Annotated in this window: 12 protein-coding genes; 4 read left to right on the forward strand and 8 right to left on the reverse strand. The window is 67.7% G+C overall.

What is annotated here, in order from left to right; genetic code table 11:
* Window positions 1-30 precede the first annotated feature (30 nt).
* Window positions 31-738: a ferredoxin--NADP reductase gene (locus EGH23_RS07930; protein WP_220579475.1), complete on the forward strand. Its 708-nt coding sequence runs from the start codon at window positions 31-33 to the stop codon at window positions 736-738.
* 175 nt (window positions 739-913) lie between these two features.
* On the opposite strand, the gene EGH23_RS07935 is transcribed toward EGH23_RS07930, so the two are convergent.
* Window positions 914-1,621 carry a helix-turn-helix domain-containing protein gene (locus EGH23_RS07935; protein WP_220579476.1) on the reverse strand — a complete coding sequence of 236 codons (708 nt, stop codon included), beginning with the start codon at window positions 1,619-1,621 and terminating at the stop codon, window positions 914-916.
* 72 nt (window positions 1,622-1,693) lie between these two features.
* Window positions 1,694-2,284, reverse strand: coding sequence for a type IV pilin N-terminal domain-containing protein (locus tag EGH23_RS07940; RefSeq protein ID WP_220579477.1), 591 nt, complete (start codon window positions 2,282-2,284; stop codon window positions 1,694-1,696).
* Between the two features lie 154 nt (window positions 2,285-2,438).
* Between EGH23_RS07940 and EGH23_RS07945 the strand changes: the two genes are divergently transcribed.
* Window positions 2,439-2,789, forward strand: a complete 351-nt coding sequence (locus EGH23_RS07945; RefSeq protein WP_220579478.1) for a four-helix bundle copper-binding protein — start codon at window positions 2,439-2,441, stop codon at window positions 2,787-2,789.
* Window positions 2,790-2,823: 34 nt separating this feature from the next.
* Here the strand turns inward: EGH23_RS07945 and EGH23_RS07950 are convergent, their stop codons facing one another.
* Window positions 2,824-6,069 (reverse strand): Eco57I restriction-modification methylase domain-containing protein, encoded by a 3,246-nt coding sequence (locus EGH23_RS07950; protein WP_220579479.1) that lies wholly within the window; start codon window positions 6,067-6,069, stop codon window positions 2,824-2,826.
* Between the two features lie 146 nt (window positions 6,070-6,215).
* On the opposite strand from EGH23_RS07950, the gene EGH23_RS07955 reads away from it, so the two are divergent.
* Complete coding sequence (locus EGH23_RS07955; protein WP_220579480.1) at window positions 6,216-7,742, forward strand: replication factor C large subunit; 1,527 nt, start codon at window positions 6,216-6,218, stop codon at window positions 7,740-7,742.
* 28 nt (window positions 7,743-7,770) lie between these two features.
* Here the strand turns inward: EGH23_RS07955 and EGH23_RS07960 are convergent, their stop codons facing one another.
* From EGH23_RS07960 to EGH23_RS07980, 5 genes are all read right to left on the reverse strand, one after another.
* Window positions 7,771-8,754, reverse strand: coding sequence for an amino acid ABC transporter permease (locus EGH23_RS07960; RefSeq protein WP_220579481.1), 984 nt, complete (start codon window positions 8,752-8,754; stop codon window positions 7,771-7,773).
* The gene (locus EGH23_RS07965; RefSeq protein ID WP_220579482.1) at window positions 8,751-9,494 is read right to left on the reverse strand and encodes an amino acid ABC transporter ATP-binding protein; all 744 of its coding nucleotides are present in this window, start codon (window positions 9,492-9,494) and stop codon (window positions 8,751-8,753) included. The genes EGH23_RS07960 and EGH23_RS07965 overlap by 4 nt, the downstream gene beginning before the upstream one ends.
* The gene (locus tag EGH23_RS07970; RefSeq protein WP_220579483.1) at window positions 9,491-10,165 is read right to left on the reverse strand and encodes an amino acid ABC transporter permease; all 675 of its coding nucleotides are present in this window, start codon (window positions 10,163-10,165) and stop codon (window positions 9,491-9,493) included. Before EGH23_RS07970 ends, EGH23_RS07965 begins: the two co-directional genes overlap by 4 nt.
* 4 nt (window positions 10,166-10,169) lie before the next feature.
* Complete coding sequence (locus EGH23_RS07975; RefSeq protein ID WP_220579484.1) at window positions 10,170-10,997, reverse strand: basic amino acid ABC transporter substrate-binding protein; 828 nt, start codon at window positions 10,995-10,997, stop codon at window positions 10,170-10,172.
* Window positions 10,998-11,083: 86 nt separating this feature from the next.
* On the reverse strand, window positions 11,084-11,593 hold the full coding sequence (locus EGH23_RS07980) for a COX15/CtaA family protein (RefSeq protein ID WP_220579485.1): 510 nt from the start codon (window positions 11,591-11,593) through the stop codon (window positions 11,084-11,086).
* A gap of 127 nt (window positions 11,594-11,720) precedes the next feature.
* On the opposite strand from EGH23_RS07980, the gene EGH23_RS07985 reads away from it, so the two are divergent.
* The gene (locus EGH23_RS07985) at window positions 11,721-13,469 is read left to right on the forward strand and encodes a methyl-accepting chemotaxis protein (RefSeq protein ID WP_220579486.1); all 1,749 of its coding nucleotides are present in this window, start codon (window positions 11,721-11,723) and stop codon (window positions 13,467-13,469) included.
* Window positions 13,470-13,536: the final 67 nt, after the last annotated feature.

Raw genomic sequence — 13,536 nt, forward strand, 5'->3', positions numbered from 1 at the left:
CTGACCCGTCTCGCGTCCAGATGCTCGAATATGACGCTCACGGTCACCGTTGCTGACGTGCATCAGATGACCCCCGACGTGAAGCAGTTCCGGCTCGTCGCCGACGACCACACCTTCGAGTATCGGCCCGGACAGCACACGGCCGTCCATTTCGAGAACGACGGCGAGGACGACTCGCGACCCTACACCGCGGCCAATCTGCCCGGGACCGACCAACTCGTACTCGCCATCAAGCGCTACGACGACGGAAACGGGTCGATGTTCATGCACGAGCGGACGCCGGGCGACGAGCTCGAGATAGAGGAGGTGGACGGCAACCTCCACGTTCGTGACTTCGACCGCGACGCCGTGTTCGTGGCGACGGGCACCGGTATCACGCCGCTGTATCCGATGGTGAAACACTACGCCCGCGAGGGCGAGGGCGACGCTCACCTCCTGTTCGGCGAGCGCGACCAGTCCCACCTCATCTTCCGCGAGAGTCTCGACCAACTCCGGGCGGAGCACGAGAACGTCAGCGTCGACTACGTCCTCTCCGATGCCGACGACGACCGGGCGTGGAACGGCCGGACGGGACACGTCCAGGACCACCTCCCCGAAGCGCTGGACGGACTGGACGGCACGGACTTCTACCTCTGCGGCGTCCCCGAGATGGTCGTGGAGACGCGGGACCTCCTCGAAGACGAGGGCGTGGACGAGGAGAACATCTACACAGAGGGTTGGGAGGCGGACGCGGCGTAGCGAGGGGCGCGACCGGGGAGGGACCGAAGGCCCCTCAAACAGTCGGGCGGCGTTGCGGCCCGACGACAGCGAACGGTAGCGAGGCCGCGCTAGCGGCCTCGATAAGTCGAGCGGGCGATGCCCGCGAGATAGTGAACGGGAGCGAGGGACCTCGTTTCACTCGGTCCCTCGCCGACTACGGCAGCGAGTGCAGGCCGTCCAACAGGTCGTCCAGTTCGACGTCGGTGACGGCCAGCGAGAAGTCGTCGATGCGCGCGAGGTCTTCGGCGTGTTCCCAGACGGCGTCGCCGTCGAGTCCGTGGAGGACGACGGCGTTGGGCGTCGGCGAGACGACCCGGAGCGCCACGAGCGGGGACTCGCCGCGCGTAACGTTCGTGAACACGAGGACGCGGTTGGTCGACTGGCCGTACAGTTGGAAGAACTCGTCCGAGGAGAGGCGGGTGATGGCCGCGATGGAGTTGATGACGGTGTGGCCGGCGACGGTGTCCTGACTGCCGCGGTGGACCTCCTCGGCGTCGATGGCGTCGTACACCCGCTCGACGCCGACGTTGGCGGCGTACTCCCGCAGGTCGTGGACCACGTCGCTGTCGAACCCGGCCGAGAGGACGCGGGCGTGCTGGCGGATGTGGTCGCCGCCGCGGTCCTCGTCGATGTCGAGCAGCGCGCCGACGAGCCGCCGGACGACGTTGATGCCCGGGTTGTCGCGCCGCCCGCTCTCGTAGTCGGAGACGACCGACGGCGAGACGTCCAACTGGTCGGCTAACTCCGTCTGAGCCACGCCGAAGTCGGTTCGCCACTTCCGCAGCGTCGCCCCCGGTTCGTCGCTCAGGGCCACCTCCCCGGCGATCCTCTCGGCGAGGTCGTCCCGCGCTGCCCGTGCCATTGGTCCGCAAGGTGGGTTGACTGGGACAAAAGGGTACCGAAACGCGACCCGGACGTCGCTCACGACGGCTCCTCAAGAGACTCGAATCCGTTCCTCGATGACGACGCCGTTCGTGGGCGCGTGGACGACGCGAACGACGAGGGAGTCGCCGCCGTCGAGTGAACACTCGCCGGTCGAGACGCGGAACTGCGCCGTCTCGCCGGCGGTCCACTCGCCGTCGTCGTCCACGTCGCCCGTGCCGATCGGTCCCTCGACGGCGTCGTAGGAGTTGTCGAATATGTCGGTCCCGCGGACGAACTCGTCGGTCGGTCGGAGGTCGTCCCCGTCGGCGGGGAGGTTCACCAGTCGACCGGTCTTCCCGCAGGCGTCGCTCGCGTCGAGGACGATTTCCAGATCTCGCACGCGGAGCGTCTCGCCGCCGAGATGCGTGACCCGAACGACCTGCTCGGTGTATCGACCGCCGCCGGTGCTGTAGGTTTCGTACTCGCCGCTGGAATGAGCGACGGTCGGTGTTGGCGCGGTCATCTCGTCGGCGTAGCCTAATGCAAGCGCCGACACCGATCCGGCGATAGCGACCGTCAGTCCGAGCAAGAGGACGACGGCGACGATAGAACTGACCGCTCGCTGATCGGGAGTCGGCGAGCCGGACGGTGTCGGTGACACGGTCCCGAATCCTCGCGCCTCCGTACAAAAACGGTCGGCCTCGGCCCGCCCGAATAACCGATAGACGGGCGTTTCCGGACCGCAGGCGCGGCGTGGCGGACTTGCAGTTGAAGGCGAAGCTCGGAAACAGAATCCGCCCGACGTCTGAGACGCGATGTCACTGTCAGAGACCGTCTCCGAGATCGACCACCTGAGCGACGAGCAGCGAGAATGCATCGAGAACTGCAACGAGGCCGCCGAGGTCTGTGAGTGGTGTGCCGACGAGTGCCTCGGCAGCGAGGACATGGAGGAATGTGCCCGCCTCTGTCGGGACGTCGCCGACATCGCGTCGCTGCACGCCCGGTTCATGGCGCGGGACTCGCAGTTCAGCTCCCAGCTCGCCGAAGCGTGTGCGGACGCCTGCGAGGCGTGTGCCGACGAGTGCGAGAGCCACGACGCCGACCACTGTCAGCTCTGTGCCGACGTGCTCCGCGACTGCGTGGAGACCTGCCGTGACATGGCCTAAGTCGGGCGACCGCTCCGACTCGTAGATAGCACGCTCATCCGTCACCGAATTCTTTTCGAATCGCGTCCCGTTCGTCCTCGGAGAGCCCGTACAGCGAACAGACCCGGCGATCGATGGCCGCCTCGGTTTCCGCGATTCGGTCGTCTAACTCCCGAGCGCGGGCGCGCTCGGCCGAGAACTCCCGAAGCCCCGCCGCCACGTCGTCGAGGCGCGGCAGCGTCAGCGACTGCAGTCGCGCCAGGAGCGAACTGGACTGCGTCGCGCTCCGGCGGAAGTCGGCGAACCCCTCGGCTCTGTCCGCGGCGTAGGGGACGAACGCTTCGATCAGCGTCTCGCGTTCGTCGTCCGCCCCGTCGAGTTCGAGCGCCGGAATCGGATCGGTCTCCGCGTACCCCCACCTATCGGTCTCGACCGCGTCGTCGTCCGGTTTGTACCGAGCGCTCGCGGCGAGGACGACGCCGCTCGAACGCGACTCGACGCGGACGTCACCGATTCGAAGATTCGGCAACTCGTCGGCGGTCGCCGCGAGTCTCGTCGCCGAGACGCCCTCGGCAGGTTGGCACTCTGGAAGGGCCCCCAGCGACGGCCCGAACTCGTACGTTCCGAGGTGTTCGGCGAGGTCGAGATCGAGTCGGGATCGCTCGGCCGTCAGTGAGAGCACGCGGTCGACGGCGTCGACGAGTTTCGGGTCCGGTTCGCCGTCGAACGCCATCGGTAGCGCCTCGAAGGTGGACTGGTTTATCTGCGGGAACACGGTTCGGTAAGCGGCGTGTTTGTAGTGGTGATAGAAGTTCAGCACCGAGGAGTTCAACACCCCCAGCAGGTGTTTGAGGTCGTCCGCCGATCCCGACTCGGCGTGGACGTTGTACGCCGATTTGACGGTCGCGAGACCGTCCGCGTCGAGCGTACCGACGAGCGACGCGCTGGTCTGGCGGAAGACGAGCTTCGGGCTCCCGTAGTTGCGCTCGGCCTTTTCGAGGTCGGCGGCCTCGACGTAGCGGAGTTCGCCCTCGTCGATGCCGTATCGACGCACCGCGCCGCCGGGCGCGATCGGTCGCGTCTCCCCCTCTCGCGGGCTCTCGGCGAGGTGCGCGGCGCGTTTGCTCACTTCTTCGCCCCGCGAGATAGTGATGAACTCGCCGAGCGGGGGCTGGCGCTCGATCTGATCGAGAATCGAGCGGGTGTCTTCGTCGAGATACAGCAGGAACCGCTTCGCGTCCTGTGCTTCGAAGACGCGAGCCGGTATCGAGTCGTAGGCGATGTCGCCTAGGTCCGGTCGGTCGATGCCGGTCGCGCTCGCACAGCGGACGGCGTCCGTCTCGTCGCCGCTGACGAGAACCACCGCGCCGCTCTCGACGCCCTCGAACGCGGCACCGACTTGCAGTATCTCCGCGAGCGACGCGTGTTCGAGGACGTACGCCCTGATGGGTTCGTTCTGTTCGCGCGTCAGCACCGAGTCGGGGACGACGAACCCGACGCGGCCCGTCCGAGACTGGCGAATCGCCTGTTCGTAGAACGCCACGTAGAGGTCGAACTGGCCGTCTGTCGCCTCGAAGGCGTCTTCGAGGTAGGCCCGGAGATCCGTCTCGATGGCGGCGCTGACGTTCGCCCGCCCGGCGGTCGCCACCCACGGCGGATTCCCCACGACGGCGTCGAATCCGGGCCGGTCGAGGAGGTCGCCGTCCTCGTCGCGATATGTCTCCGGAAATTCGAGCTTCCAGTGGAAGTACGAGCCGTCGTCGGCCCGCTGCTGTGCCTCTCGAAACCACTCTTCCCGCTCGATAGCCGCCCACGCCTCGTCGTCTTCCAGCGCGGCGGTCATCCGCCGGTACGCGTCGTCCGGGACGGTATCGAGACCGAACCGCTCGGCGGTGTGGACGTTCGCGATGGCCGTCGACCGCTGGCGATGGCGGTCGCATCCGAACTGCTCGAACTCCCCCTTCATCGCTGGCACCTCCTCGAGGTCACTACCGACCAGCGCGTTGCCCGCCTTGAGGTGGCGGTCGAGCGACGCGGGCGGGCGGTCGGCGGCCGCCGTTCGAAGCCAGAGCGACGCCGTCGCCAGTTCGACGGCCAGCGGGTCCAAGTCGACGCCGTAGACGCAGCGTCGTGCGACCTTCCGTCGCGCTCGGTCGATGTCGCAGACCGCGTCGACGGACTCGTCGCCGCCCGCTCCCGCCCGCCGGTCCCGCTCGGCGACGATCTCCCGCGCGAGGTACTCGACGACGGCGAGGAGGAAGCGACCGCTCCCCATCGCCGGGTCCAGCACGTTCAGGTCGAATATCTGTCGCGCGAACTCGTCGGCCGAGCCCCCTCGTGCCCCATCTCTCCCGCCTCCATCGCTACGAGCGCGCTCGGCTTCGAGGTCCGCTCGGACGTCCCGAACGAGCGGTTCGAGGGTGCGTTCGACGACGTGTTCGACGACGTACTCCGGCGTGTAGTACGCGCCCGTCGCTTTCCGCTCGCCGTCGTCCGCCGTCAGGTAGACGTTTCCCACTGGGACGACGACGTCGTCGCCGTCGCCCGCGGCCGTGTAGGTCCCGTCCGTCAGCGTCAGCGGCTCGTCGGCCATGTCGAGTCGATACTGCAGGAGGGACTCGTGAACGCTCCCCAACTGCCGAACGTCCAGCGACGCGTAGTCGATAAACGCCGTCTCGCCGGCGTCTCCGCGGCGGGTCAGCAGTGTAACGACCCGCGCGAGGTGAGCGTCACCGACCGCGTACTCGGCGAGGAAGCGCGCTTCGCGGGGATCGTCTTCGGCGGGGTCCGTTCGGAACAGCCACCCGTCGTACGCCGGAACAGAGGGGTCGTTCTCGTCGATCTCCGGCCGATCGCTCCCACTCCCGCGGTCGAGGAGTTCGAACAGGTCGTCGAGACGCGACCACAGGTCGGTCTGCCGACGGTGGTACGCCGAGTCCGCGCTGTCGAGTCGGTCAGCGATGGTCCGCTTCAGCGAGTCGAGGCTGTACTGCGCGTCGGTCTCGTCAGCCGTCTCCAGTAGGTTCCGTCCCTCGCTCTCGGCGTACAGGACGACGAGGAGCCGATAGAGATAGACGAGCGAACTGTCGTAGAGGAGATCGAGTCTCGCCGACTCGAAATTGTCCTCGGCGTCCGGGATCAGGCCGCGGTCGGTCAGTGCCGACCGCCCGAGGTCGTTGTCGGGGTGTTCGAGGAACCCCTCGGCGAGGACTTCGAGGGCTTCGGCGGCGTTCTCCGTCGCTTCTCGGTCGACTGCCTCCTGTCGGCCCCCTCCGCTCCCGTCGCTTCGGTCGTTCCCCATCGATGGTATCGGACACCTGTCGAGGAACCCGTATAGTCCTTTCTCAGCGGCGGCAGCGCGACGGCGATGCGCGCCGCTCGGTCGCCGGGAGCGGACAGCGTACCGCTCCGCAACCACTAAACGCGCCACGCGCCTGTCTCTCGATAATGGACTGGACGGAGAAGTACCGCCCGAGTACGCTCTCGGAGGTGCGAGGGAACAACAAGGCCCGCGACGCCCTGAAAGAGTGGGCCGATACGTGGGAGAGCCACCGCGAGGCGATCATCCTCCACGGGACGCCGGGGGTCGGTAAGACCTCCGCCGCGCACGCGATGGCGAACGACATGGGCTGGCCGACCATCGAACTCAACGCCAGCGACTCCCGGACGAAGGACGTCATCGACCGGGTGGCCGGCGAAGCCGCCAAGTCCGGCACGCTGACAGCCGGCGGGCAGGGCCGTCGCCTCGTCATCATGGACGAGGCCGACAACATCCACGGCAACGCCGACCGCGGGGGCGCACGCGCCGTCTCATCGCTCGTGAAGGAGGCCGCCCAGCCGATGATTCTCATCGCCAACGAGTTCTACGAGATGTCAAACTCGCTTCGCAACAACTGCCAGGACGTCGAGTTCTCGGCGGTCCAGAAGCGCTCGATCGTCCCCGTCCTGCGAGACATCTGTCGGAAAGAGGGCATCGAGTACACCGACGCCGTCGTCGAGGACATCGCCGAGCAGAACAACGGCGACCTGCGGGGTGCTATCAAAGACCTGCAGGCCACCGCCGAGGGCCGCGACCGAATCGAGGCCGACGACTACGTCTCCGGCGAGCGCGACACTTCCGAGGGCATCTTCGAGTACCTCGACGTGGTGCTCAAGGAGGGCACCGCCGAGGAAGCGCTGAAAGCCAGTTACGACGTCGACGAGACGCCGGACGACCTCATCAACTGGATCGAGGACAACATGCCCAAGGACTACGAGGGCGCGGAACTGGCCCGGGCCTACGGCTTCCTCTCGAACGCCGATAAGTGGCTGGGCCGCGTGCGAGCGACGCAGAACTACTCCTTCTGGCGGTACGCCGGGGACAACATGACCGCGGGCGTCGCCGCCGCCCGCGACGGCAAGAAGGGCGGCTGGACTCGCTACGGCCCGCCGAGCTACTGGTCGAAGCTCGGCCGCTCGAAGGGGGCACGTAAGACGCGGGACCACATCGCCCAGCAAATCGCCGCCATCGACGGCGTCTCGATGCGGACCGCTCGCCGGGAGATCATGCCGTTCCTCGCGACGATGACCCATCACTGCACGAACCGTGACCTGACGGTGGCGATGGCCGCCACCTACGAGCTGGAGGCCGAGCACGTCTCCTTCATCACCGGGTCGGGCAAGGACACGAACAAGGTCCAGTCGGTCGTCGAAGACGCCGAGCGACGCCGCGAGGACGCCGCCGTCGAACACTCCGGCGGCGCGTTCGAGAACGCGACGGTGGACGGCGGCACCGCGGCCGGCAGTGATTCTGACGACGAGACGGCCGACTCCGCCGACGCGGCCGACGAGAGCGAACCGGGGGGAAGCGACGGGCAGTCGACGCTCGGTGACGAGACGGCGGTGGCCGACGCGGCGGCGGACGCGGAGGAGTCGCCCGACGACGAGGCGGCCGAGGACGACGACCAGCAGTCCGGCCTCTCGGACTTCATGTAGGCCGGATAATCGAGGGTGGTCGCGTTCCTCAGGCCCGCCGCTTCCCGCCCAGTCCCGGAATCGCCGTCCGCTCCTCGACTACGTTCATCAGGAGCGACGCCGAGACGACCAGCGCGAGGTAGAAGAGCGCGGCGAGGACGAACAGTTCCGTGTAGCGGAACGTGTCGTTGGCGATGGACTCGGCCTGGAAGAACAGTTCGCGGACCGTGATGAACGCGGCCAGCGAGGAGTACTTGATGAGGTAGACGAGTTCGTTCGACCACCCCGGGATGGCGTAGCGGAGGCCCTGCGGCAGGACGACGTAGCGGATTCCGTCCACCTTCGAGAGGCCGATGGAGCGCGCGGCGGTCAACTGGCCGGCGTCGACGGATTCGAGCGCTGAGCGGATGTACTCGGCCTGGTAGGCGGCGCTGTTGAGCGTGAAACCGATGATGGCGACCCAGACGGCGGTTCCCGGCACCATCCCGACGCCGACGCCGGGGAGCGTGCGGATAATCTGGGTCAGCGGCAGGCCGAAGTACAGCACGAACAGCTGCGCGAGCAGCGGCGTGCCGCGGAGGAGCTCGGTGTACGAGAGCGAGAGCCACCGCAGGCCCCGGCCGCCGTAGACGCGCGCGACCGACAGCGGCACGGCCAGCACGAACCCGAAGGCGATGCCGGCGACGGTCAGGACGATGGTGAGCCACGCCCCGCGGGCCAGCGGCGGGAGCGAGGGGATCGCTCCGGCGAAAAAGGAGAGGACACCCGCGAGCACGTCGAGCGGCGCGCCGAACAGGCCCAGCGAGGCCGCGACCGCTCCGACCGACTCCGCCGCCGAAGCGAACGGCGCGACCGGAACGAACGACCGGTCGCTCGGGAACGCCAGCGAGTTCGGCAACAGGAAATCGTTGGTCCAGCGGATCAGCAGCCAGCCCCAGAACACCGCGAGGCCGGCGAGCGCCCACGGCCGGTCGGTGTCGACCGTCACCGTCGTCCGCACCTCGTCGGCGACGGACGGTTCGCCGGTGCTCATTCCGGTGCCCTCGACTGGAGGCCCGCGAGGAACTCCTCGGTGCGGTCGTGTTCCGGCCGCTGGAACAGCTGCTCGGGCGGCCCCGACTCGACGACGCGCCCGCCGTCCAGGAAGTGGACGTCGTCGGCCGCCGAGCGGACGAACCCCATCTCGTGGCTGACGACGAGCATCGTCGTCCCGCGCTCGGCTAGGTCTCGCATCACCGAGACCACCTCGCCGACGAGTTCGGGGTCGAGCGCGCTGGTCGGCTCGTCGAACAGCATCAGCTTCGGCTCCATCGCCAGCGCTCGCGCGATGCCGACCCGCTGTTGCTGGCCGCCTGAGAGTTCGGCGGGATAGGAGTCCGACTGCTCCGCGAGGCCGACCTGCCGGAGGTGGTCGGCCGCCCGCTCGTTCGCCTCGGCGGCGTCCATCCCGAGGACGCGTTTCAGGCCGAGCGTGACGTTCTCCAGGGCGGTGAGATGCGCGAAGAGGTTGAAGTCCTGGAACACCATCCCGACCTCCTGTCGGAGCGCGTTGACGTCGGCGTCGGGCGCGGTGACGTGGGTCTCGTTGAGCCAGATGTCGCCGTCGTCGACCTCGGTCAGGCGGTTGATGCAGCGCAGCATCGTCGACTTCCCGCTCCCGCTCGGGCCGACGAGGACGTCCACGTCGCCGCGATCCATCTCGAAGCTGACGCCGTTCAGTACCTCCTCGTCGCCGTAGGACTTGTCCACGTCCTCGACTCGTAGCAGTGTCATGTGTTCTCACCCGACGGAATCGCGTAGTACTCGCTCAGCCAGTCCAGCCCGCGGTTGGTCGTGAAAGTCAGCACGAAGTAGATGGCGCTGATGACCAGGAAGACCTCCAGAACCGCCGTCGAGCGCCCGCTCTGAGTGAAGAGGTCGTAGCCGCGCGTCAGCAGTTCCGCGAGGCCGATGGCGAAGGCGATGCTCGTGTCCTTCAGGACGATAGTGAACTCGTTCTGGAACCCGGGCATGCTCCGACGCAGGGCCTGCGGGACGACGACGTGACGGATGCCGCCGAGCCGGCTCATCCCGATCGAGCGGGCGGCCTCCATCTGCCCGTCGTCGACGCTCTGGAGCGCGCCGCGGAAGATCTGTGACTGGTAGGCCGCGCTGCGCAAGCCGAGTCCGACCGTCGCGGTGACGAACGCCGACTTGGAGATGGAGACCACGAAGAAGAGCACGAGCATGATGACGACGATGGGCGTCCCGCGGAGGACGACGCCGGCGAGGCTCACCAGTCGCTTGCCGACACCGTCGCCGTACACCTCGATCGCGCCGGCGGGAAAGCCGACTAACAGGCCGAGCAACAGGCTGGTGACCGTCAGCCCGACGGTAACGGCCGCCCCCGAGAGCAGGTAGTCGAGGTTGTTCAGGACGAACGTCCAGTCGCCTGTCTGGAGCATCGCTCTACTCGCCGAACCACTTCTGGGTCAGTTCCTCGTACCGGCCGCTCTCCCGGACCGCCGAGAGCCCCGAGTTGAGCGCGCTCGTCAGTTCGTCGTCGTCCGTGCGGACGCCGAAGCCGAACTTCTCGCCGGTCTCGTAGACGAACGCTATCTCGACGGGGCGGTTCTTCGCGAACGTCTCGGCGACGGGGACGTCGATGACGACGGCGTCGACGTTGCCGTTCTGGAGGTCCTGAATCGCCAGCACGTAGTTGTCGTAGGCGTTGTACTGGTTCTCGGATATCTCGTCGCCGACGAGTTCGTCCTGCACGACGCCCTCCCCGGTGGTGCCCTTCTGCGCGCCGACGGGGCGGTCCGCCAGGTCCGAGAGGCTCCCCGGCGAGAAGTCGCCGTCCTCGCGGACGACGATGGCCTGGTCCGAGGAGTAGTAGGGGTCGGTGAAGTCGATGGTCTGGTCGCGCTTCTCGTTGATGGTCATCCCGGCCGCGATGGCGTCGATGTTGTTGTTGGTGAGCGCCGGGATGAGCGAGTCGAACTCGAACTCCGACCAGCCGTCGAAGCGGTACTCCGTCTCGGAGACGACGGCCTCGAAGAGGTCGATGTCGAAGCCGACCAGTTCGCCGCCCTCCTTCATCTCGAAGGGCGGGAACCCCGGCGCGGTGCCGGCCGTGATGCTCGGTGCCTGTTCCGTCCCGGCGGAACCGTTTCCGCCGCCACCGTCGCCGTTCCCGCTGCCGCCGTCGCCCATGCAACCGGCGACCGAGAGCGTCACCGCCGCGCCGCCGACGGACGTGAGGTACTGCCGACGTGAGAGACTTCGATCTGACATACCCGGTAAAACAACGTAACTCGGGATTAGTGTTACGAACGGGTACTACGGGCGTTGTACGCTCCGGCGGGGCGAGCGCCGCTCGCTCAGTCGGAACTCGGACTCGGGTCCGTCTCGGCGGCCGACTCGCTCGTCCGCGCATCGGAGCGGGTTTCGGCGTCCGTCGCGGTGCCGTCGTAGGCCCACGCGGTCGCCGCGACGAGCGCCACCAGGATCGCCAGCGCGGCGGCGTGATGCAGCACCTGCGCGGCCGCCCCGAAGTTGACGATGGTGTTCGCCCCCAGCAGTATCTGGACCGGGAGGACGACGGTGGCGACGCCCGTGGCGTACTTGATCCGCGACGAGTAGCCGCCGCGCCAGGCGGCGTACGTCGACCCGAGGATGGCGAAGCCGGTGATCATGGCGACCAGCCGGTGGAACCACTCTACGAAGCTCGCCCAGTTGGCCGGGAACAGTCCCAGCCAGCCGTCACACAGCGGCCAGCGCCCGTTGCAGGTCAGGCCGGCGCCGATGGCACCGGTGTAGACGCCCAGCAGGATGAGCGCGAAGGTCAGCGCCGTCGTCACCGCGAGTAGCCGACGGAAGCGGTCGGTCATGGTCGAGTGTTCGTGCGCTCGTACTTATCCCCTTCTTTGAGCGGTCGACGGAGCGCGCGACCCGATTATTAATTGTGGTATTTCGGAGCGTACGCTTTTTACGCTCCGTGAGAGGGTCTCGGCTATCATGTTCTCCAGAGACCTGGCCTCGCTGTTCGGAGGCGACGGCGAATCGAACGGTGGTGAACGGGTAGAGACCGACGGCGGTCAGACGACGTCGGCGGCTACCACGGGGTTACCGGGAGACGACCGCGACCCGGACACCGAGGCGCTCGTCAGCGGTGCGTTCGACCGTCTACGGGACGAACTCGACGAGGAGACGCACGAGACCATAGCGACAGTCGAAGGCGAACTGCAGGCCGAACTGGCGACGGCGAGTGCCGGCGGTCGAGCGGACGAGGCCACGTCGCCCACCGGCGACAGCGAGACGGTCGACGACCTGCCGATAGACTTCCACGACGTCGTCCATCACGTCGGCACGCCGCTGTTCATCCTCGACGCGAACGGTGATATCGTGACGTGGAACCGCTCGCTGGCCGGACTCACCGGGGTCGAAGAGGCCGCCGCCAAGTCCATGGAGATGGCCAGCATGGCGTTCTACCCGGACGGCCGTCGCGGGAAGACGCTCGCCGACAAGGTGCTCGACGCGCCCGAACGGACCCACGTCGAGTACGACGTGCCGAAAGTCGAGGACGCGGCGTTCACGCTGTACCGAGACACGAGCGTCATGCGGGACCAGTACGGCGAGGACCGACACATCTCCTTCAGCGCGGCACCGCTGTACGCCGACGGCGAACTCGTCGCCGTCGTGGAGATGGTCCAGGACCGGACCGACGACGCCCGCCGGCACGAGGCGGTGTCCGACCTCGTCGGGGAACTCGAAGCCACGATGACCGCGATGGGACGGGGGAACCTCGGCGCTCGCGCGTCGTTCGACGACGAGGAGGGGAGACGGTACGTCGACGGCGCGCTGTTGGACGTCATCGACGCGCTCAACGAGATGGCCGAGCAGTTCGACCGCCTGACCGGACAGGTCGACACGCAGACGGCGAACCTCGCGAGCGCCATCGACCAGACGGCGTCGGCCGCCCGAACCGTCGAGCGACAGGTCGCCGAACAGGCCGACGCGCTGGACACGGCCGCCGACAACGTGCAGAACGTCAGCGCCGGGATGCAACAGGTCGCCGCCACGTCGAGCGAGGTCGCCAGCGCGGCGGAGCGCGCGCTCACCGCGGCCGAGGACGGGGCCGACGCCAGCGAGGCGGTCCACGAGGTGACCGACGGGCTCACCAAGACGAGCGAGTCCCTCGTCGACAGCGTCGCCGACCTCGAATCGCGGATGGACGAGGTCAGCGACGTGGCGGAGGTCATCGCCGACGTCGCGGAGCAGACGAACATGCTCGCGCTGAACGCCAACATCGAGGCGGCCCGGGCGGGCGAGAGCGGGAGCGGGTTCGCCGTCGTCGCCGACGAGGTGAAGGCGCTGGCGAACGAGACGAGCGACCACGCCGCCGAGATATCAGACAGCATCGACACCATCCAGGCCCAGGCGACGGAGACGGCCGAGATGGTCGACGACTCGCACGAGCAGGTCGAACGGGCCGAGACCGAGATCCAGGCGGCGCTGGACGCGCTCGACGAGATAACGACCGCCGTGGAAGCGGCCACGTCCGGCATCCAAGAGGTCGCCGACGCGAACGGGGGACAGGCGAGCGCCGTCGAGGACATCACGACGATGATAGAGGACGCGAAAGTCCACGCCGAGGAGGCGGAAGCGGCGACCGAGGAGATCGTGTCCGCGACGGACCAGCAGTCCGAGGCGGTGGCGGACCTCGCGAACGACGTCGCGGACCTCACCGACGATACGGGGCGGTGAACCGTCAGGGCCGACGTACGATTTCGACATACGTTGATATCGGGTACGTCGCTTGACGGTAAACCCG

The sequence above is a fragment of the Haloarcula nitratireducens genome, from assembly GCF_019599505.1.

What these genes read in the sequence shown, in the direction of transcription:
- EGH23_RS07965 (WP_220579482.1), bottom strand. Translation starts at nt 9,494, where the DNA reads ATGACACTGCTACGAGTCGAGGACGTGGACAAGTCCTACGGCGACGAG.
- EGH23_RS07985 (WP_220579486.1), top strand. Translation starts at nt 11,721, where the DNA reads ATGTTCTCCAGAGACCTGGCCTCGCTGTTCGGAGGCGACGGCGAATCG.
- EGH23_RS07950 (WP_220579479.1), bottom strand. Translation starts at nt 6,069, where the DNA reads ATGGGGAACGACCGAAGCGACGGGAGCGGAGGGGGCCGACAGGAGGCA.
- EGH23_RS07970 (WP_220579483.1), bottom strand. Translation starts at nt 10,165, where the DNA reads ATGCTCCAGACAGGCGACTGGACGTTCGTCCTGAACAACCTCGACTAC.
- EGH23_RS07935 (WP_220579476.1), bottom strand. Translation starts at nt 1,621, where the DNA reads ATGGCACGGGCAGCGCGGGACGACCTCGCCGAGAGGATCGCCGGGGAG.
- EGH23_RS07975 (WP_220579484.1), bottom strand. Translation starts at nt 10,997, where the DNA reads ATGTCAGATCGAAGTCTCTCACGTCGGCAGTACCTCACGTCCGTCGGC.
- EGH23_RS07960 (WP_220579481.1), bottom strand. Translation starts at nt 8,754, where the DNA reads ATGAGCACCGGCGAACCGTCCGTCGCCGACGAGGTGCGGACGACGGTG.
- EGH23_RS07930 (WP_220579475.1), top strand. Translation starts at nt 31, where the DNA reads ATGACGCTCACGGTCACCGTTGCTGACGTGCATCAGATGACCCCCGAC.
- EGH23_RS07955 (WP_220579480.1), top strand. Translation starts at nt 6,216, where the DNA reads ATGGACTGGACGGAGAAGTACCGCCCGAGTACGCTCTCGGAGGTGCGA.
- EGH23_RS07945 (WP_220579478.1), top strand. Translation starts at nt 2,439, where the DNA reads ATGTCACTGTCAGAGACCGTCTCCGAGATCGACCACCTGAGCGACGAG.
- EGH23_RS07980 (WP_220579485.1), bottom strand. Translation starts at nt 11,593, where the DNA reads ATGACCGACCGCTTCCGTCGGCTACTCGCGGTGACGACGGCGCTGACC.